Raw genomic sequence first — 19,447 nt, forward strand, 5'->3', positions numbered from 1 at the left:
GCACACCGCGGCGGTGTCAGGGCGCCCAGGCTCGGGCCGTGCGCACGATCTCCTCCAGATGGCCGCTGTGCGCGCCGTGCCAGTAGACCTGGCCGCACTTCCCGCACCGGCCGTAGGCGTCGTAGCTGCGTCGCGTGCCGGCCGCCAGCAGCGGCTCGATCTCGACCTTGGCCACCTGCTCCAGCTCACCGTTGCACGCCGTGCACCGGGTCCACGGGCGCAGCGGCGGCGCGAAGCGCTCCAGCAGGTCGCGGAGCTGGTCGGTGGGCCGCGAGCCGCGGACGTACGCGCCCAGCCACAGCGCGCGGCGGCGCAGCAGGCCGCGGTCCTGCGTGAGCAGCACCCGCCGCTCCTCGTTCGCCTGCGCCACCAGCGCCGGATCGTCCATGTCGTTGTGGTAGGCGGTGTCGATGCCGAGCAGCCGCAGCCGCCGCGCCAGCGTGCCCAGATGCACGTCCAGCAGGAACTGCGGCTCTTCGGGCAACTGCTGCGGGCGCGGCACCGGGTGCACCTCCACCACGTCGCCGGGCGCGGGCTGGTAGGACGGCGGCACGCCCTGGGCGCCGGCCACGATCATCGGGCCGACCTCCGTCAACGGGATGCCGATCGACTCGACGTGGTGCCCCAGCGTGGAGGTGCCGTCGGGGGCGACCTCCTGCCACTCGCGTCGCCGGCTCACCGGCAGGAACATCCTCAGCTCAGAGGCGATGCGCAGGCGTGCAGTCACAATCCCCATTCTGGTGGACCGGACCGCGGGAATTCATGCTGATATCTCCTGGTACGCGCTCACCTCAGCGGCGGATTCGCGTTCTTCGCCCGCTCCAGCGCCAGGTCGCCCCACCACTGGCCGCCCTCCGGCGACACGACACCGCGCTCGGGATCCTCCTCGCCGCCGGTGCCGCGCCTGCACCGGCCGCCCGACTCGCCCGGCCGCGCGATCCACAGGTACGCGTCGACCAGCTCCTCACCCGTCTCCGTGGTGGGCCGCGGTCCGACGCCCCTGCCCGGAGGGTTGCACCACACCTGCGGATCCTCGTACTTCTTCTCCTTCGGCCTCCACGAGCCCTGCCCGTTCCTGGCGGTGTCGATCACGAAGTGCGGCATCCTCGACCGGTCCAGCGGCGCGTCCTGCGGGCACTCGTCGCGGCCCGTCGCCAGCTGGACGCTGACGCACGCCGACAGCGCCTTGCCGTACTCGACGCTTCCCTCCGTACGCTGGTAGCCGGCGGTGTTGACGAAGAACCCGTCCGCCTCCTCGATCCCCGCCCCGATCAGCCGCCGCGCCATGATGTCGGTGCCCGGCCAGTAGTTCTGGCTGCCGTCGAGATAGACCGCCGTGCGAGGGCCGGACCTGAGGCTCCGCACGGCCTGCCTGAGGTCCCGGTAGCGCTGCTCGGGAGAGCCGCCCGCGTCGCACTTCTCCGTCCCCGGCAGCTTGACGAGGCTGGACGGCTCCAGGATGACCACCGCCCCGGCCCGGCCGATCTGGCGGGCGATGCCCTTGATCCACTCCTGGTACGCCGCCATCTCCTCGGGCTCGATCGGCAGGCAGTCGCTTCCCGGCATGTAGTTGATCAGGAACACCGGGACACCGCCCTCCTTCTCGGCCGCCCTGATCGTGTCGTCCACCTTCGACCTGACCTCGGGCTGGTTGAGCCGGATGGCGTGGGGGACCGCGGCCAGCCTGCTCATCAGCTCCGCGTCCTCGGGGCGATCCTTCTGCCACAGCGCCGCCTGCCTGCTCGCGCCCGGCTCGGGCGGGGAGTAGAACGGCACCTTCCCCTGGGCCATCAGCGGGTTGCGGGCCGCGCCCGCCGGCCGGGTCGCGTCCTGACCTGTGGTGCCGTTCTGCCCGGCGGTGGCGGTGGCTTCGTACGCCGTCGTGCTGCCCGAGGTGCCTTCGTCACGCCACACGAGCGCCGCCGACACCCCGGCCACCGCCACGGCCACGGCCGCGGCGGCCGCCATCAGCTTGCGCCGCCCGCCCGCCGCCCCGAGCCGCGACAGCCCGCGCCTCGGGACGTCCCCCGGCCCGCCACCATTCGCCGCTTCCGGACCGTTCCGATCCCCCAGACCGTTGTGCCCGTCCTCACCCGAGCCTGCCGGCCCTCCGAAACCGTCGCGACTCCCTTCGGGACCCACGGAACTTCCTGGACCCTGGGCCGGCCCGGCGGTGTCATCTGCGACGGCGGGCCGCCCGTCTCCTGACCCCGCACTGCCGCCTGTGCCTGCGGCATCCCCTCCTGGGATCGGCGTGCCAGGGCCGGTGGTGGTGCTCACGCCGGAGCCCGAGGTGCTGAGGCGGTCCATCAGGTCCTGCGCCGTGGGGCGTTCAGCGGGGTTCTTGGCCAGCGACGCCACCACCAGGTCCCGCAGCGGCCCCGTGAGCCCGCGCAGGTCGGGGGGTTCGTTGACGATGCGCAGCAGAACCGTCGGCACCGAGCCCGACCCGAACGGCGGCACGCCCCCGGCGGCGAAGGCGACCGTACAGCCCCAGGAGAAGATGTCCGACGGCGGCCCGATCGTGACGCCCGACACCTGCTCGGGCGACATGTACGACGGCGTCCCCACGATCGCGCTGCTCATCTCCGCGCCCGCGAGCTGCGCGATGCCGAAGTCGATGACCTTGGGTCCCACCTGCGACAACAGCACGTTCGACGGCTTCAGGTCACGATGCACCACCCCAGCCCCGTGGATGGCGCGCAGCGCCATGGCCATCGAGGCGGCCAGCCCGTCGAGAGCCGAGCCCCTGAGCGGCCCCGAGGAGCGGACGACGTCGTCGAGGCTGGGACCCTCGACATATTCGGTGACCAGATAGGCCAGGTCACCCTGGACGTCGGCGTCGAGGACGGGAGCGGTGCAGAACCTGGCGACCCGCTTGGCGGCGGCCACCTCGCGGGCGAAGCGGCGCCTGAATCCGGCGTCCGCGTCCAGCCTGGCGTGGATCAGCTTGACGGCCACCTGCGTGCCGTCGGGGGAGCGGCCCAGGTAGACGACGCCCATGCCGCCTTCGCCCAGCCGGCCCAGGAGGGTGTACGGGCCCACCTGCCTGGGGTCTCCGTCTCTCAGCGCCTCCATGGTCATAGTGGGTCAGGTTAGCTCCCCGCGCGCCGGATGATCCATGCGCGCTACACCTCCATGCGCCACTCGTTCCATTCGTCGAAGAGCTCGAATCCCATGGCCTCGTTGATGGCGAGCATGTGGCTGTTGCTGGTGGCGTTCCAGGTGATGACGCGTTCGAGGTGCGGCTCGCGCTCGCGCAACCACAGCAGGTTGCCCAGCTTGAGCAGCAGGCCGAGGCGGTGGCCGCGGTGCGCGCCGAGCACCGTCGTGTCGGCCTGCTCCGCCCAGCCGTCAGAGCGGTCGGCGTCGAGGTAGATGCGCGTGTAGCCCGCCGGGGCGCCGTCGGAGTCGCGGCGGGCGATCGAGGTGTAGCAGGTCCGGCCCCCGGGGACGATGCCCTCCTCGCGGTGCAGCAGGCGCTCCGGGCTGAAATTCGAGTCCTCGACGCCGCTGTCGCGCGGGGCGTCGTTCATGCCGCCCATCAGCGTGACGAGGTCGGGTACCAGCTCGGGGCCCGCCGGCCCGGAGAACCGTTCGACGTGGTAGCCGGCGACCTCGGGGATCATCCGTTCGAGCGCCGCCCAGTCCACCTTGCGCAGGTCGAGCATGCGGCGGGCCTCGACGAGCGCCACCTCCATGCCGCGGGCGCGCGCGAAACGGGCGCCGGCGCCGGTGACGGGTGTCTCCGCCAGCAGCAGCCGCCTGCCGTGATGGCGCAGGCGGCCGAGCACGTGCCCGAACAACTCCGTCCCGAGCCCGCGCCGCTGGTGTTCGGGCCGTACGGCGAAAGGGAAGATCGTGCCGAGGTGCGTGTTGTCGAGCAGCGGGAGCGACAGGCCGTAGCCGCCGACGACCCTGCCGTCCTCCACGGCCCCCCAGACCTCGGCCCGCCCGCCGGGCCTGTGCGCGCAGAAGTCCCTGCGGAAGCGGGGGAGCGGTGGCTGGGGACCAGGGTCGTCCGCGGAGGCGGCGGCCACATAGGCGTCATACAGGCCCGCGACCATCTCCTCCGGCGGGTCGTCGAGGTCGATCGGCTGGATCCGCATGAGGCCAGCAAAGCGCACCAGCGGCGGTCCGGCGACAGGTTTTCCCGCCGCCTACTGGCGGTAGTTCTCCACCTCGCCGGCGGGCCTGGCCGCGGCGTCGTCGGGGTCGTCGCCCGCGTTGCGCCTGGCCCGGCGCTGCCTGAGCAGGTCCCAGCACTGGTCGAGGGCCATCTCCAGCTCCTTGATGCGCGCGTGTTCCTCGTCCGTGGTGACCTCGCCCGCCGTCAGCTTGTCGCGCAGCTTGTGCTCCTCGCTGACCAGGGCGCTGATCCTGGTGAGAATCTCGTCGTCCCGCATGCTCAAGACTCTAATCACCCCGTGATAGAAGACGCACTATGGCTGGTATTGCGCTGGTAAGGAAGCCCGGTCCCCGAATCGCCGAAGGCATCGTCACCCACATCGAACGCGAACCCGTGGATCACCGGTGGGCCCTCGCGCAACATGACGCCTACGTCGAGGCCCTGGCGGCCGGCGGATGGCGGCCCGTGTACGTGCCGCCCGCCGACGAGCTGCCCGACTCTCCGTTCGTGGAGGACGCGGTGGTCGTGTCGGGGCGGCTGGCGGTGCTGACCAGGCCCGGCGCGCCGGAGCGGCGGCCGGAGGTGGACTCCGTGGCGGCGGCCGTACACGAGCTCGGGCTGACGGCCGTCAGGATCGCGGCCCCCGGCACGCTCGACGGCGGCGACGTGCTGCAGACCGGCGCCACCCTGTACGCCGGCAGGTCGGCGCGCACCAACGACCAGGGGATCGAGCAGCTGGCGGCCCTCCTCCCCGAATGCGAGGTCGTGCCCGTGAAGATGCGGGGCGTGCTGCACCTGAAGTCGGCGGTGACCGCGCTGCCCGACGGGACGCTCATCGGAGATCCCCGGCACGTGGACCTGCCCGACCTGCTCGTGCCGGAGGAGGAGCCGGGTGCCCACGTGGTGCCGCTCGGCGGCGACCGCGTCCTGATGGCCGCCTCGGCGCCCCGGACTGCCGCCATGCTCGAACAGCGCGGACTCGCCGTGACAACCGTCGACATCTCCGAGTACGAGAAACTCGAAGGCTGCGTGACCTGCCTCAGCGTCCTCATCCCGGACTGACGCCTACGACCCTTCTCCGGACAGGCGACGCCTCGCCCGACCCGCTTCTCACCATCCGAGACCCGGGACGGCGCATGGCGAGACGTCTGGTACCGTCGTTGGCATGCTGCGCGGCCTCCTGCTTAGCTGCCGCGGCGGGGGCCTCTAAGGCCGGCTCCCTCGCCGCGGAGCCTGTCGTGCGCGTCGGCCGCTTCCTTCCGTCCGAAACAGGAGCAGCAGCCATGACCGCCCAGCAACCCAGCCCTATGCCCATCCATCGCTACCAGCCGTTCGAGCCCGTACGCCTGCGCGACCGCACCTGGCCTGACCAGGTCATCACCAAGGCCCCCCGCTGGTGCGCGGTGGACCTGCGCGACGGCAACCAGGCCCTGATCGACCCGATGGACCCCCACCGCAAGCTCCAGATGTTCGAGCTGCTGGTACGCATGGGCTACAAGGAGATCGAGGTGGGCTTCCCCGCCGCCTCGCAGACCGACTTCGACTTCATCCGGCAGATCATCGAAGAGGGCCGCGTCCCCGACGACGTGGTGATCCAGGTGCTGACCCAGGCCAGGCCCGAGCTGATCGAGCGCACCTTCGAGTCGATCGAGGGCGCCAAGCAGGCCATCGTCCACCTGTACAACTCCACCTCCACCCTCCAGCGCCGCGTGGTCTTCGGCCAGGACAAAGACGGCATCACCGCCATCGCGGTCGAGGGCGCCAAGCTGGTGAAGAAGCTCGCCGACGCGACCGACGTCGACGTGCGTTTCCAGTATTCCCCGGAGTCGTTCACCGGCACCGAGCTCGAATACGCCGTCGAGGTGTGCGACGCGGTCACCGAGGTGTGGCAGCCCACGCCCGACCGTAAGACCATCCTCAACCTGCCGGCCACCGTCGAGATGGCCACGCCCAACATCTACGCCGACCAGATCGAGTGGATGCACCGCAACCTCAAGCGCCGCGACTCGATCATCCTGTCGCTCCACCCGCACAACGACCGCGGCAGCGCCGTGGCCGCCGCCGAACTGGGCTACATGGCGGGCGCCGACCGCATCGAAGGCTGCCTGTTCGGCAACGGCGAGCGCACCGGCAACGTCTGCCTGGTCACGCTGGGCATGAACCTGTTCTCCCAGGGCGTCGACCCCGAGATCGACTTCAGCGACATCGACGAGGTCCGCCGCGTCACCGAATACTGCAACCAGCTGCCCGTCCACCCGCGCCACCCATGGGGCGGCGAGCTCGTCTACACCGCCTTCTCCGGCTCCCACCAGGACGCCATCAAGAAGGGCTTCGAACACCTCGAGAAGGACGCCGTGGCGGCGGGCGTGCCGGTCGACGACTTCACCTGGGCCGTCCCCTACCTCCCGATCGACCCGAAGGACATCGGCCGCACCTACGAAGCGGTCATCCGGGTCAACAGCCAGTCGGGCAAGGGCGGGGTCGCCTACATCATGAAGGCCGACCACCAGCTCGACCTGCCGCGCCGGCTGCAGATCGAGTTCTCCAAGGTCGTACAGGCCCGCACCGACACCCAGGGCGGCGAGATCAGCCCGGCCGCGATGTACGACGTCTTCCGCGACGAATACCTGCCCAACCCCACCAACCGGTGGGGCCGGCTCAGCCTCATGGCCCACCGCCACGAGTCCACGGAAGAACACGACCGCATCAGCGCCGACGTCCGCCTCGACGGCGAGATCCGCGAGGTGACCGGCACGGGCAACGGCCCCATCTCCGCCTTCATCGACGCCCTCGCCCAGGTCGGCATCCGGGCGCGCGTCCTCGACTACGTGGAGCACGCGATGAGCGCGGGCGCCGACGCCAAGGCCGCCTCCTACCTGGAGTGCGACGTGGACGGCCAGGTGCTGTGGGGCGTGGGCGTCGACGCCAACGCCACAACCGCCGCCCTCAAGGCCATCATCTCCGCCGTCAACCGCGCCTTCCGCTGACCCACCCGCCCGGGCCCCTTTCACTGGGGCTCGGGCCCTTACGTGGCGAGCTTGCAGTCGTACACCTTGCTGTAGCGCTGTTGGGCGATACGCATAAGCTCGATCAGATCCTTGATCCCATCCCTGCCCTTGGCGACTTGTGCTAGGTAGATGGTGATTAGCTGAACTTTGCCGTCGCATCGAAATTTTGCGACAACTCGGTACGGTTGGTCGGCGAACGGTGTATCCGGCAGGTATGCGGCAAGGCCGTCGCCGAGGTCAGGAGGAAGAGTGACTCCGCCATGCCTGCTATAAACCTGACGCCTATCGTCTAGAACGAAGTCTAGTTGCTCTCGATGTATTCCTTCGCTCTCCTGCATCCACCGCACCTCCAATGGTCGAGGCGTGACATCTGGAGCCCAGCAGTCGCCGTCCTGCTGACCGCCGTCCATCTTCTCGGCGAGTGGGCCATTCATGCCACTGACCAGGCGAAATGCCTGTTCAGGGATAAACCTACAGACGTATGGTGTGGAATCCTCGACAGGCTGCGGTGCTGGGTTGGGAGTGGGAACGATGCCACCGTTCTGAGTGCAGGCTGTGACAAGCACCGCGAGAGCGACCAGAACGATTGGCAAGCGGGAGCGGCTCATCGCCCACCTCCAGTGGAGGGGATCTGCAGGTCGAGATAGTCGTCGACTTCGCTGGTACTGCGGAAGGTCATGCGGAAACGATCGAGTAGGTCGTTATTCCCTCCAGATTCGCGCGCCCACATGAGGAACTGGCTGTATTCATGCGGAGTCATCTCGGCGAAGGCCTTGATACGCGGCGAATCCCCAGCCGCGAATGAATGTCTTTCCGCGCCCAATCCGTCAAGCAGACCTTTATTCAGCATGGCGGTGGCGAGCATCTGCTCTGCCAGCCTCTCCACCGCTCTCCGATTGTCCGCGAGGGTCTGGTGCGTCTCGTCCAGGCCCCGCCCATGTCCGGACATTCGGTGGGCGGCTTGTTTGGAAATCTCGTCGTACGCGGCTCCGGCGAACTTGTCGTAACCCTTGCCGATCAGTTCGCCAAAAGCGCCCGTGGCCAACTGGCCCACCTGTTTGGCTCCTGGTACGGGGAGTAGCCCCAGTGCGTTGCCCACCATGGTCTTCAGTGCCTCGTCCGCCTTCTTGTCGTCCAACCCCTGAGCGATCAGCACTTGGCGGCGGGTCTCCACGATGTGATTAAAGGGCCGGGCCTCCGCCACGGTCCGGTCCGTCAGGAACTGCTTGATGTCGGCCTTGTCGACCCGCCCGTCCCCGTCGAAGTCATACTCCTTGACGTCCGCCTTGGTGAAACCAAGTCGTTCGGCGTTGGAAGCGTTGAGGCCGACTGGAGGCACCGTGGCGAGTGCCGCTCGCATGTGCTCCGTCTGCGCTCTCACCAGCGCCTCGAACCCCGCATCGTTAGAGGTGGCCAGGAGCAGCGCGTATGACATGTCCTCGGGTGTGACCTGGCCGAAAGTCGCGTGGTTCAGGTAGAGTCGGGAGAGTTGGTCGATGTTGGCCGAGATCGCACGGGCTAGGGGATAACTGAGCGCGGCGTATCGGTCGAAAGCCTCCCCGTTCCTGATTTCCAGGTTGCCGCTGTCGGCCTTGCCGAAGGCGCCGCGTACCTCGTTGGAGAGGATCTTCGTCATGTCGGCGGCCAGCTTCCGAGACGTGGCGTCCTGGCCGGTGGTCGCGGTCACCAGCAGGTCGTTGAACGGCGCGTGGTCCTTCGTGTGGAGGGCGGCTTCCCAGCGGGTCGTCAGCAGGTAGTCCAGGACGGATTCCTTCCACCCGGGCGGAGTGTGGTTCAGCAGGGCATGGGACGCTTCCCGACTGGACTTGGCCGCGTGGAACAGGTCGTCGACCACGGACGACTGTGCCTTTGCGCCCGGAGCCCCTGCATGGGTTCCGGGTCTCAGCAGGGTGCCGAGGCCGAGCGCGCCGGCCAGATCGATGATGGGGAGCTGGGTTCCTGCGAAAAGGCGGCCCAGAGAATCTCTGCTCGCCGCCCATTCGTCCTTACGTTCCTCGTGCTCATAGACGATCACGTCGCGTCCGACGGTTTCCATGAACTCCTTCGAGTACGGCGGCTTCCCGTCGTGGGCTCGCCAGATGAGCGCCTGCGCCTGGTAGCCGGAGTACGTCGTGCCGCCCGTCTTGTGCTGGGCCCGGCCCTGCTGCACCAGTTGCTGAAGGAAACCGGCGCCCGCATATGCCGGATTCTTCGGATCCATTCCTTTGGCCAGGGCGGCGCTCAGCATGCGCAGCGCCTTGCCGCCATCGCTGGAGAGCTGAGCGACGCGTTTGGCGTCGCCATGGGCTCTGGCGTCGCGCAGTTGGGCGGCGAGCGAGCCGGGGAGCCGCGTCAGGCCCTGGGCACCCAGCGCGCCGAGGAACGTCTTGACGAACTCCGCATCCCCTCCTCTTGACGCGTATTTCTCCAGCTCGGCCAGCGCCGTGGAGTCACCGTCCGCGGCCTTCAGCGCCGCGCGGCCGGCGAGCGTGCCGTCCAGCAACCCTTTGGCCGCCTCCAAACCGTCGGGCATCTCGAGAAAGCTTCCGGCGGGCGTGCTCCGGCCGAAAGTGATCCGCTGCCGTTGGAGCTCGTGGACGAGTTTCTGCCGCCGCCGTAGATCTTCGGCCTGTGTGGTGACTCGCCCGGCCAGCTGCCGCAGCCGCGCCGCCGGTGAGGTGTCGAGCCCCGCGCTGCGAAGTTCACTGTGCAGAGCCTGGGCCAGTTCTTCCAGCCGCCTGGCCGCCTCGGTGTGCTTGCTCGTCATCGTGTCGAAATCGGGCTGCTTGACTCCGGTGAACTCGGTCATGGCTTGTCCTGAATGGACGCCAGCTTCTGGTTCGCGCTGTGGACGGCCTGCCTGAGCAGGTCGCGCAGCTCGCGCTGGTCGGCGTGGAGCTGGGCATCGAACCGGCCGCCCGTCGGCCCCACCCATGCGTCCTTCTCCATCAGGCGGCAGGACGGATCGAGCGACCACCAGTGCTCGTCGGACAGCCGCTGGATCCGCTGCGCTACGGCACGCATCGCCTCGCGATCGAGGTCAGCCACGATGATCCCCTCGCACGGTTCGCTGCGCCAGAACAGGTCAGGAGGCGGCACGTCGCCCACATCATTCGCACGGTAATCAACAGCGCATCAACAAAACAAGTTGAACCCCGGTGAAAGGTATGGCGCGTTCGAAGTTTGCCCGCAGATAGGGGTATCAGCCTGGCTGATGACAGTTTCGCCCCAGGGTGTGGCGAAGTGCAGAGTCATCGTACGATTCGGCTAATGTGCGACATACCACGACGTGCTGATAGACGCCCGGCTCGCCTCGGGATAATGACCTTTGATCCCCGGGGCGGCGGAGGCAGCGACCCTGTCCACCAGGGACGGACCCCCAGCCGTCCACGCTCAATTACATCTGAGGGAGAAACACGCCAGGCGCCGGGAGAAAGAACCACACCCGGGCGCGGGCGGTGACCAGCATGAACGTCAGCCGTGTGTCACTATCCTCACCGTCAAACCTTGCACCCGCCACCCGTGCGGGTTGCCATTCCCAGCTTCGCAAAGGCAGGAATGCGGTGAACGAAGAGGTACGGATCCTCGCCTTGATCACGCGTCTCCGGGCGCTCGAGGCGAGCACGCATGCCGGAGACGGCACTTCCATGATGACCGACATCGCCCAGATGCAGGCGGATATCGCCGACATGCGGGCGGAGATGAGACACAACCTCGCGGCTCTCTGCGACGAACTCGCCGGCCTCCGCCGCCATATGGACAGCTGCTTCGCTGTCATCCGCTCCGAACTCATCCCCAGGCTCGGTGCGCCCCCGCCCGAAGTGATCAATTAGCCGTCCGGGAGACCAACCGGTTTCCTGGACGGCTTGCTCAGGCCGGCGAGGGAGGTTCGACGCGAATGCAGGACGCATCGGGAACATCCCTCGTCGGGCCGGTGGTAGTCAGTCGAATTCGCCGCTCTTCACGCCGCTGATGAAGGCGTTCCATTCGCCTGGGGTGAAGATGAGGGCATGGCCGGTGGGGTTCTTGCTGTCACGGACGCCTCGGTGTCCATGGGACAGTTCAGCGACTTCAACGCAGTTTCCACCGTCGGGTCCTGATCGCGTGGCCTTGCGCCAGATAGCTGTGTCGAGTTCGTGGGTCAGATCGTCCATCGCTGTAGCGTCTCCTTGATCAGTTCCAGGGACTCGCGCTGGGGGAGGGCTTCGGAACGAATTCCCTCATATCTGTATGTTAGGACATTAACGTCCTCTGGCCGGTCCGTCACCCGACTCATGATCCCGGCGGATTCAACGTAGGCCGTGTCGAAGGCTCCATGGGCTTGTGCGATGGCAAATCCGCCGGAAAGACCGGTTGTGGAGTACGCATTGAGAGGGAGAACCTGGATGGTGATCCGGGGAGCTTGGCCGGCTTCGAGGAGGCGGTTGACCTGCGCCGACATTACGGCTGGGTTGCCGATCGGGCGATTGAGCACAGCCTCATCGATCACTATCCACAACAATGGTGGCTTGGGACGTCGGAGAATGCTCTGACGTTCCATGCGAGCGATCACCTGCTCCTCAATCTGCTCAGGCGTTACGCCGACGTCGCCACTCAACACCGCCCTGGCGTAGTCCTCGGTTTGGAGCAGGCCGGGCACAACCAGCGGCTCCCACGACCGGATCGCCTCTGCTGTGGCTTCGACGTCGAGCCAGGGGCGGAACCACGACGGAGCCGATGCGTGGCTCACCATCGGCCAGAGCCGCATCAGCGCTCCTTCCGCCTCCAGCGCTTCATCGCAGTGGCGTGCGAACTCCTCCGTTGGTGATCGCCTGGCTGTCTCGATCATGCTGATCGTGCCGACGGAGTAGGACACCGCCTTGGACAGGCGGATCTGGGACCACCCGCGGGCCTTGCGGTATCGCCGCAGCTCGAAACCGAAAAGGGCGGTCGGGGAGTCGGCGGGGCACAGCTCGCTTTCCTTGGGCACCTGACCTCCGGGGGGCCACCGGCGTTTCAACCGGAGCTTCACTACAACGGTTGATGGCATGTCGAAGTCAATTCACTACTGAGTGTAGCCAAAGCTTGCGATCGTCGTAAGGCAGATAGAGGTCGGCTACTTGGAGTGGGTGAAACCGTGCAAGCAGCGAGCGCCGAGCCGAAGGTCATCGGTTCGATTCATCTGGCGGGCATTCGTGAGTCCGTTCCCCGGGCCCGCGCCGAGGTGCGCAGGTGGCTGGGAGATGACCACCCTGTGGTCGACGAGGCTGTGCTGGCCGTGTCCGAGCTCATGACGAACGCTCTGCGGCACTCCAACGCCAAGCCGTACACCCTCATCGGCCTCACGGTCGCGGCGGTCGGCGGGACGGTCTACGTCGGCGTGCGGGATCCCGGCTCCACGTTCTCCGCGCCCCATATCCGGCAGGAGTCGGAGGCGGAGGATGGCCGCGGGCTGCTGATCATCAACGAGATCGCCCACGACTGGGGTGTCCGGGAGCATGGCCACGGGCTTGGTCGCACCGTGTGGTGCGCCATCCGAGCCGTCCCTCCTCTCGCCGCGTCGGCGCCCGCACCGGCTGAACGTGCGGCAGTCGAGATCGATAGCTGATGAGAGATCGCCGCCGATGGATTGCGGTGACCTGCGCAACACTCGATTAGTGAACGTTGCGTTTCTATAGGAGGAAGCTTACGCTCCTTAGAGAACGGTTCGTTCTCTAAGGAGCGATGTCATGGGCTTCGTGCTCTCGGGGCTGATCCTGGCGATGTTGCTGGGTGCGCTCGACCAGACGATCATGGCGCCCGCGCTTCCGGCCATCGCGGGTGACCTGGGCGGGCTCGACCAGATGCCGGTCGTCGTCACCGCCTATCTCGTCGCGGCCACCGTGGTCATGCCCGTCTACGGCAAGCTCGGCGACAGGTACGGCCGCAAGCCCGTCATGCAGGTGGCCATCGTGGTGTTCGTGCTCGGCGCCGTGCTGTGCGCGCTGGCCACCTCGATGCCGCAGTTCATCGCCTTCCGAGCCGTGCAGGGGCTGGGCGGCGGAGGGCTGATGATCGGCGCCCAGGCCATCATCGGCGAGATCGTCAGCCCGCGCGAGCGGGGCCGCTATCTCGGTTTCATCGGGGCCGCCTACGTCGTGGCCGCCGTGGGAGGGCCGCTGATCGGCGGGCTGTTCATCGACCGGCTGAGCTGGCGGTGGATCTTCGCCATCTATCCGCCGCTCGGCCTGATCGCGCTGGTCGTGCTGAGCGTGACGCTGCGGCTGCCGAAGCCCCGCGCGCGGGCTCCGCTGGACGTCGCGGGCGCGCTCGCCCTGGCCGTCGCCGTGGTCGGCGTGGTCATGGTGGGGCAGACCCGCGACCCCGTCTACCTGGTCGTGGCCACCGCCGGGCTGGTCGCCTGGCTGGTCAGCGCCCGGTACGCCAAGGACCCGATCCTGCCGCTGCGCCTCTTCCGCGACCGGGCCTTCGCGATCCCCGTGGCGATCAGCCTGCTCATCGGGTTCGCGCTGTTCGGGACGATCACGTACATGCCGGCCTACCTGCAGATCGCGGCGGGCACCAGCGCCACGCAGGCGGGCCTGCTGGTGACCGCGCTCATGGGCGGCGTGCTCGCCACGACCGTCGTGTCCGGCCGGCTGATCACGCGGACCGGGAAGTACAAGCCCTATCCCGTCGCCGGCACGGCGGTGGCCGCGGCAGGGCTGGGGCTGATCGGCCTGGCCGGCGCCTCGCCGCTCGCGCTCGCCCTGGCCATGTTGCTGACCGGGCTGGGCGTCGGGCTCGTCATGCAGACCATGGTGCTGGCCGCGCAGAACGCCGTCGAGTACGCCGACCTCGGCACCGCCACGTCGTCGGTGACGTTCCTGCGCCAGATCGGCGCCTCGGCGGGGGTCGCGCTGGTGGGGGCACTGATCACCATGAGATCCGGCATCGCGGCCACCGACCCGGCCGCCCTGCCCGCCGGCGTGCGCGAAGCCTTCGCCGCCGCCGCGCCGCCGGTGTTCGCGGCCATGGCGCCGCTGCTCGCGGTGGCGTTCGTGCTCGCGCTGGCGCTGCCGGCGCGCCCACTCCGCACCACCGCTCACGCCGAGGAAGAGGCCGTGAAGACGAGGAGAGGCCGTGAGTGAAAGCCGATGCCGAGATGAGGCCGTGGCTGAAAGCCGGGGACGGTCGTGCGTGAAAGCCAGGGAAAAGCCGCGGGTGCCGAGCCGTGGACAAGCTGCGGGCGCAGGCGGTGGACGAGTTGTGGGTGCAGGCCGTGGACCAGTCGTGGGTGGAAGTCGAGGACAAGTCGTGAGTACGAGCCGAGGGGATGCCGTGAGAGCGGAGAGAAGCCGTGAAAGCCGGGAAGAGGCCGTGAAGCTCGTCGCACCCCTGGACGCCTTCGGGCATGACGATCTGGCCGTGGCCGGTGGCAAGGGCGCCAACCTGGGCGAGCTGGTCAGGAAGGGCCTGCCGGTGCCGGGTGGTTTCATCGTCACGACCCACGCGTACGAGCAGGTCGCGCAGGGCCACGACACGCGCGAGCACTTCGAGCGGGTGGAGTTGCCCCCCGGCCTGCGGCAGGCGATCGCCGACGCCTACGCCGGGCTCGGCGGCGGGCCCGTGGCCGTGCGCTCCAGTGCCACCGCCGAGGACCTCCCGGGCGCCGCGTTCGCCGGCCAGCAGGACACCTACCTCAACGTCGTCGGGGAGGAGGCGCTGTTCGACGCGGTGCGCCGCTGCTGGGGTTCGCTCTGGACCGAGCGCGCGATCGCGTACCGCGCGAAGCTCGCGATCGACGGCTCAGGGGTGCGGATCGCGGTGGTCGTCCAGAGCATGGTCGAGGCGGAGATGGCCGGGGTCATGTTCACCGCGAACCCCGTCACCGGCGACCGCGCGCAGCTCGTCATCGACGCCAGCAGCGGTCTCGGGGAGGCCGTCGTCTCCGGCCTCGTCACGCCCGACCACTACGTGGTCGACGCTTCGGGACACGCCGACTTCACTCCGGGCCGCCGCGAGGTGGTCATCCGCGGCACCTCCGGCGGCGGCGTCGCCCGCGAGACCGGCGCGGCGGCCGCCGCCGAGCGGCTGCCCGACGCGGTGATCGCGGAGCTGACCCGGCTCGGCAGGGAGGTCGCCGACCACTTCGGCCGCCCCCAGGACATGGAGTGGGCGTACGCGGGCGGCCGGGTGCACCTGCTGCAGGCCCGCCCGATGACCGCGCTGCCGCCGCCACCGATCGGGAAGCTCAACCCGATCCAGCGCCGGCTGGTGACCGTCCTGCTCGAATATCTCCCTGAGCGGCCCTATCCGATCGACGTGACGACCTGGCTGCCGTACGGCCCGGCCGGGCTCATGCGCAAGATCACGTCCTCGTTCGGGATCAAGGGCGCGTTCGAGAACTTCCTGAGCGAGGAGGACGGGGTCGTCTACCGGCTCGTGCCGCCGAAGCCGCATCCGTCGCCGAGGATGTTGCTCACCCCGTTCCGGCTTCTGGCCAGGGCCAGACGGTACGACCCCGCCCGCTGGACCGAGGACCCGCGCTACCGCACCTTCCTCGCGCAGGCCAGGGAGCTGGCCGCGCGCGATCTCGCGTCGATGCCGTGGGAGCGGCTGATCCGCGTGCCCAGGGAGACGCTCGACGTCGTGCAGCCGGTGGCCGGCCTGCGCATGGACTACCTGCCGGGCTCGGGGCTGGCGCTGTTGCGGCTGCTGGTGACGGTCCGGCGGCTGGGGCGCCGCGAGGTGTTCGGTGACCTGCTGTCCGGGGCGCGCACCCGCACCACCGACGCCAACGAAGCGCTGGAACGGCTCGCGGAGGTGGCCAAACGCACCGGCGCGCTCGACGCCGACCCGCTGCCCGCCGAGTTCGAGGCCGAGTTGCGGGCGTTCCTCGCCGAGTACGGCCACCGCGAGACGTCGAGCCCCATCCTCGTCACCCCGCCGACCTGGGCGGACGCTCCGGAGGCCGTGCTCGGCCTGGTCAAGGCCCTGGCCGGCGCCCCACCCGAGAGGAAGGAGGGCGACGACGCGCTCGACCTCCTGCTCCGCCACCCTCGCCTGCGTTCGGAGCGCCGCCGCGCCAGGGTGCGGCGGCGGGTGGCGGCGGCTCGCGCGGGCGTCGCCTTCCGCGAGGACAGCCACTTCTCCTTCACCCTGCCGCAGCCCGTCCTGCGCAGGTCGCTGGTGGAGATCGGTCGCCGCCTGGTCGGCGTGGGGGTGCTCGACCGTCCTGAGGACGTCTTCCACCTGCGGCTGGAGGAGCTCGAAGCGATCGGGGACGTGACCGCGCTGCCTCCTGAGAGCCGGGAGCGGCTGCGCGGGACGGTCACAGAGCGGGCGGCCAAGCGGGAGGAGCTGTCCGGCGTGCGGCTCATCGACCCCGCCGCGGTCTTCCCTCCCCGTGAGACGGGCGACGCGCTGCTCAGCGGGGCGCCCGCGAGCGGCGGCGTCGCGACCGGGCCGGTTAAGCTGATCAGGGAGCCGGCCGACTTCGGCAAGCTCAACGGCGGCGACGTGCTCGTCTGCCCCTACACGAACCCGTCGTGGACGCCGCTCTTCCAGCAGGCGGCGGCCGTGGTCGTCGACACCGGCGGCGCCGGCTCGCACGCGGCGATCGTGGCCAGGGAGTACGGCATCCCCGCCGTCATGGGCACGGGCACGGGTACGTCGGTGCTCCAAGACGGGGAGATCGTCACGGTCGACGGCGGTGCGGGCACGGTCGCCCGCGCTACCTAGGATGCAGGTCATGGTCACCGACCACCGCAAGCGTCCGCGGCGCCGGGGCGAGGCGCTCAACGCGGCCATCCACAAGGCGACGCTCGACGAGCTGGCCGAGGTCGGCTACGCCGGGCTGACCATGGAGCGGGTCGCCGAGCGGGCCAGGGCCAGCAAGGCCTCGCTTTACCGGCGCTGGCCCTCCCGCATCGAGCTGGTGATGGAGGCGGTCTACAGCTCGCTGCCCACCCCGGAGTCCTCGCCCGACACCGGCAACTTCCGCGACGACCTGGTGGCGATGCTCCGCCGTACGGCACAGGCGTTGTCGGGTCCGGCCGGCGAGGCGATGCGCGGGCTGCTCGGCGAGGCGCTGCGCAACGAGTCGCCGCTGAACGCCATGCGGAGGAGCAGCCAGGGCGCCGGGAGGAGGATGATGGAGGAGATCGTCCGCCGGGCGGTCGAGCGCGGCGAGGTCGATCCCGGCGACGTCACCGCCCGGCGGCTCGACGCCGGGCAGGCGCTGCTGCGGCAACACTTCCTCTTCGAGGGCACGCCCATCCCGGACAGCCTCGTGGTGGAGATCGTGGACGAGGTGCTGGTGCCGCTGCTCAAGCGGGGGTAGCCGGCTCGCCGCGACCCTTGCTCAAGCGGCGGTGAGCCGGTCCGTCGCGGCCCGGCCCTGCCTGAGCGCGAGCCGCGCGGCCAGCCCGGCCATGCAGACGCTGACCAGCGCACCGGCGGTGACCGCCGCCACGAACGTCCACGGCGCCCGCGTCAGTCCGAGCAGCATCAGGGCAGCCACGGGCAGCCAGGCCAGCGTGTTGATGATGGCCGCCACCGCGAGCAGGGTGGCGCCGGTCCTGACTTCGGACGTCAGCGGGGGTGCCTGCGCCGCCACGGCGATCACGGGCAACGAGAACGCCAGGACGGGCGGGATGAGGAAGCCGCCCGTCATCGCGTTGCCCAGCGGTCCGGCGGGGTAACCGGCGTCGGCGAAGGCCACCGCATAGTGGATGGAGCCCAGCAGCGTGACGGGGACGGCGACGGCGACCGCTGTTCTGACCACTTGCCGGGCCGTCACCTGCGTCATGAGCCCCTGCCCTGGGCTGCCCAGGGCGCTGGAGGCGGTGAGCACGACCGGCGTCACCGCCAGCGCCCCCATGAGCCCCGCCGTGACGAACAACGACATCGCCGTCCCCTGCAGCGTGTGGGCGAGTGCCCCCATGTGCGTGGCCTCGGCCCAGACGCGGTGGAGGCTCTGCGGGTCGCGCACACCCGGATTCCACAGGAGCAGCAGAGCGGTTCCCAGCATGCACAGGATGGCGGCCGCGGGAATGCGGAACGGTCGCCCTCCTGGGATGAGCCGGTGGTGGAGCCACGCGTCGGCGGCGCCCCCGACCAGGTCGAGCACCGTGCGCACGCGCACCGGCCGGGAGGCGACCAGGTCGGCGACCTCCTCGCCGTAGCGCTGCCGCCACGCGTCCGGATAGAGGCTCAGCACCGACTCGGCGATGATGCGCAGGATCACGACAACCCCCAGGAGACCGCGGTGCGCCGCACGCCCGCCTGCTCGATGCGCCGCAGCGTGGCGAGTTGCTCGCGCAGCGCGTCACGCCCGCTCTCGGTGATCCGGTACGGCTTGCGCCGCTCGGCGGTCTCGACGGGCTCGATCCATCCGCGCTCCTCCAGCCGCATCAGCGCGCCGTAGAGCGTGCCGGGCTCGAGGGCGGTCCCCGAGAACTGCTCGATGTCGTGGATCATCCGGTAGCCGTGTTTCTGCCCCTCGGCCAGGCTGATGAGCACCAGCAGCGCCACGTCGGTGAAGCGGCCGAGCTCGGATGTCTTCCGTGCCATGTATTCAGTAAAACTTAGTAAGTGTCACTGAGCAAGCCCCATCGTGGCCGCCGCGAGACGCATCGCGTGCTCGAACGCCGTCCTGCGGTTCTCGATCACGTTGTTGAACTGGCCGAACACCTCGAAGTTGACCCATCCGTACAGCGCGGTCCACGCGGAGACGGCCTGCCAGATCACCGCGTCGGGCACGCCCGGCATGAGCTCGCGGAACGAACCGGCGTCGCGTTCGAGCTCTTCGGGGCCTTCGTCCGGCGGCGGGACGATCGCGCCGGCCTCCCAGGCGTCGGAGACGATCCGGCCGTACGCGGCCACGTCGCGCACCCTGGCCGCGATCGTGTCCTGGGGCGCCTGGTAGCCGGGCACGGGGGAGCCGTAGATCAGGGCGTATTCGTGCGGGTGCGCGACGGCCCACTCGCGCACCGCGTGGCAGGCGGCCAGCCACCGTCCGGGGAAGTCGTCGCGGGGGCAGGCGGACTCGGCCTGCTCCACGGCCTCGCCCAGGGCGTTGTAGCCGTCGACGATCAACGTGGTGAGCAGGTCATCGCGGCTCGGGAAATAGCGGTAGATGGCGGATGAGACCATGCCCATCTCCCGCGCGACGGCCCGCAGCGACAGGCCGCCCGCCCTCTCCGTGGCGAGCTGGCGCCGCGCGATGTCGGTGATCTCCCTGGTGAGCTCGGCCCTGACGCGTTCTCTTGCGGTACGGCTGGCAGTCATGCACAGCAGGCTATCAGAGCGGTGTCAAAATTCGAGAGCACTGCTCTTGACGAACGTT

Annotated in this window: 19 protein-coding genes; 7 read left to right on the forward strand and 12 right to left on the reverse strand. The window is 69.3% G+C overall.

What is annotated here, in order from left to right; all coding sequences use genetic code 11:
• Window positions 1-16 precede the first annotated feature (16 nt).
• The 4 genes from ACTWPV_RS01745 to ACTWPV_RS01760 are packed head-to-tail and all read right to left on the reverse strand — an operon-like array spanning window position 17 to window position 4,406.
• Entirely contained in the window at window positions 17-736 is a 720-nt protein-coding gene (locus tag ACTWPV_RS01745; RefSeq protein ID WP_443150299.1) for a Mut7-C RNAse domain-containing protein, read from the reverse strand.
• A gap of 50 nt (window positions 737-786) precedes the next feature.
• Window positions 787-3,084, reverse strand: coding sequence for a glycoside hydrolase family 6 protein (locus ACTWPV_RS01750; protein ID WP_443150300.1), 2,298 nt, complete (start codon window positions 3,082-3,084; stop codon window positions 787-789).
• Window positions 3,085-3,128: 44 nt separating this feature from the next.
• Window positions 3,129-4,109 (reverse strand): GNAT family N-acetyltransferase, encoded by a 981-nt coding sequence (locus tag ACTWPV_RS01755; RefSeq protein ID WP_443150301.1) that lies wholly within the window; start codon window positions 4,107-4,109, stop codon window positions 3,129-3,131.
• A gap of 51 nt (window positions 4,110-4,160) precedes the next feature.
• On the reverse strand, window positions 4,161-4,406 hold the full coding sequence (locus ACTWPV_RS01760) for a DUF2630 family protein (RefSeq protein WP_347641721.1): 246 nt from the start codon (window positions 4,404-4,406) through the stop codon (window positions 4,161-4,163).
• Window positions 4,407-4,444: 38 nt separating this feature from the next.
• On the opposite strand from ACTWPV_RS01760, the gene ddaH reads away from it, so the two are divergent.
• Together ddaH and leuA are read left to right on the forward strand one after the other, a co-directional pair.
• On the forward strand, window positions 4,445-5,191 hold the full coding sequence (ddaH, locus tag ACTWPV_RS01765) for a dimethylargininase (RefSeq protein ID WP_443150302.1): 747 nt from the start codon (window positions 4,445-4,447) through the stop codon (window positions 5,189-5,191).
• Window positions 5,192-5,412: 221 nt separating this feature from the next.
• The gene (leuA, locus tag ACTWPV_RS01770; RefSeq protein ID WP_443150303.1) at window positions 5,413-7,116 is read left to right on the forward strand and encodes a 2-isopropylmalate synthase; all 1,704 of its coding nucleotides are present in this window, start codon (window positions 5,413-5,415) and stop codon (window positions 7,114-7,116) included.
• Between the two features lie 38 nt (window positions 7,117-7,154).
• On the opposite strand, the gene ACTWPV_RS01775 is transcribed toward leuA, so the two are convergent.
• From ACTWPV_RS01775 to ACTWPV_RS01785, 3 genes are read right to left on the reverse strand one after another with little or no spacing between them, the layout of a single operon-like run.
• On the reverse strand, window positions 7,155-7,745 hold the full coding sequence (locus ACTWPV_RS01775) for a hypothetical protein (RefSeq protein WP_443150304.1): 591 nt from the start codon (window positions 7,743-7,745) through the stop codon (window positions 7,155-7,157).
• The gene (locus ACTWPV_RS01780) at window positions 7,742-9,946 is read right to left on the reverse strand and encodes a hypothetical protein (RefSeq protein WP_443150305.1); all 2,205 of its coding nucleotides are present in this window, start codon (window positions 9,944-9,946) and stop codon (window positions 7,742-7,744) included. Before ACTWPV_RS01780 ends, ACTWPV_RS01775 begins: the two co-directional genes overlap by 4 nt.
• Window positions 9,943-10,245 (reverse strand): hypothetical protein, encoded by a 303-nt coding sequence (locus ACTWPV_RS01785; protein ID WP_443150306.1) that lies wholly within the window; start codon window positions 10,243-10,245, stop codon window positions 9,943-9,945. The genes ACTWPV_RS01780 and ACTWPV_RS01785 overlap by 4 nt, the downstream gene beginning before the upstream one ends.
• A gap of 455 nt (window positions 10,246-10,700) precedes the next feature.
• Here ACTWPV_RS01785 and ACTWPV_RS01790 point away from each other — a divergent pair, with 455 nt between their 5' ends.
• Window positions 10,701-10,970: a hypothetical protein gene (locus tag ACTWPV_RS01790; RefSeq protein WP_347620145.1), complete on the forward strand. Its 270-nt coding sequence runs from the start codon at window positions 10,701-10,703 to the stop codon at window positions 10,968-10,970.
• A gap of 108 nt (window positions 10,971-11,078) precedes the next feature.
• Here the strand turns inward: ACTWPV_RS01790 and ACTWPV_RS01795 are convergent, their stop codons facing one another.
• Window positions 11,079-11,291: a DUF397 domain-containing protein gene (locus ACTWPV_RS01795; protein ID WP_443150307.1), complete on the reverse strand. Its 213-nt coding sequence runs from the start codon at window positions 11,289-11,291 to the stop codon at window positions 11,079-11,081.
• Window positions 11,279-12,106 carry a helix-turn-helix domain-containing protein gene (locus ACTWPV_RS01800; protein ID WP_443150308.1) on the reverse strand — a complete coding sequence of 276 codons (828 nt, stop codon included), beginning with the start codon at window positions 12,104-12,106 and terminating at the stop codon, window positions 11,279-11,281. Before ACTWPV_RS01800 ends, ACTWPV_RS01795 begins: the two co-directional genes overlap by 13 nt.
• 147 nt (window positions 12,107-12,253) lie before the next feature.
• Here ACTWPV_RS01800 and ACTWPV_RS01805 point away from each other — a divergent pair, with 147 nt between their 5' ends.
• The 4 genes from ACTWPV_RS01805 to ACTWPV_RS01820 all read left to right on the forward strand — a co-directional run bounded on the left by ACTWPV_RS01805 (window position 12,254) and on the right by ACTWPV_RS01820 (window position 17,440).
• Entirely contained in the window at window positions 12,254-12,724 is a 471-nt protein-coding gene (locus ACTWPV_RS01805; protein ID WP_443150309.1) for an ATP-binding protein, read from the forward strand.
• Window positions 12,725-12,845: 121 nt separating this feature from the next.
• Window positions 12,846-14,246, forward strand: coding sequence for an MDR family MFS transporter (locus ACTWPV_RS01810; protein WP_443150310.1), 1,401 nt, complete (start codon window positions 12,846-12,848; stop codon window positions 14,244-14,246).
• 229 nt (window positions 14,247-14,475) lie between these two features.
• On the forward strand, window positions 14,476-16,839 hold the full coding sequence (locus ACTWPV_RS01815) for a PEP/pyruvate-binding domain-containing protein (protein ID WP_443150311.1): 2,364 nt from the start codon (window positions 14,476-14,478) through the stop codon (window positions 16,837-16,839).
• A 1-nt stretch (window position 16,840) separates the two neighbouring features.
• Window positions 16,841-17,440, forward strand: coding sequence for a TetR/AcrR family transcriptional regulator (locus tag ACTWPV_RS01820; RefSeq protein ID WP_347641732.1), 600 nt, complete (start codon window positions 16,841-16,843; stop codon window positions 17,438-17,440).
• Between the two features lie 21 nt (window positions 17,441-17,461).
• Here ACTWPV_RS01820 and ACTWPV_RS01825 read toward each other — a convergent pair whose 3' ends face one another.
• The 3 genes from ACTWPV_RS01825 to ACTWPV_RS01835 are packed head-to-tail and all read right to left on the reverse strand — an operon-like array spanning window position 17,462 to window position 19,389.
• Window positions 17,462-18,346, reverse strand: coding sequence for a hypothetical protein (locus ACTWPV_RS01825; RefSeq protein ID WP_443150312.1), 885 nt, complete (start codon window positions 18,344-18,346; stop codon window positions 17,462-17,464).
• Complete coding sequence (locus ACTWPV_RS01830; protein WP_347641734.1) at window positions 18,343-18,672, reverse strand: PadR family transcriptional regulator; 330 nt, start codon at window positions 18,670-18,672, stop codon at window positions 18,343-18,345. The genes ACTWPV_RS01825 and ACTWPV_RS01830 overlap by 4 nt, the downstream gene beginning before the upstream one ends.
• Window positions 18,673-18,696: 24 nt before the next feature.
• Entirely contained in the window at window positions 18,697-19,389 is a 693-nt protein-coding gene (locus ACTWPV_RS01835) for a TetR/AcrR family transcriptional regulator (RefSeq protein WP_443150313.1), read from the reverse strand.
• Window positions 19,390-19,447 lie beyond the last annotated feature (58 nt).

Source organism: Nonomuraea sp. KM88, assembly GCF_052245635.1.
Lineage (GTDB): Bacteria > Actinomycetota > Actinomycetes > Streptosporangiales > Streptosporangiaceae > Nonomuraea.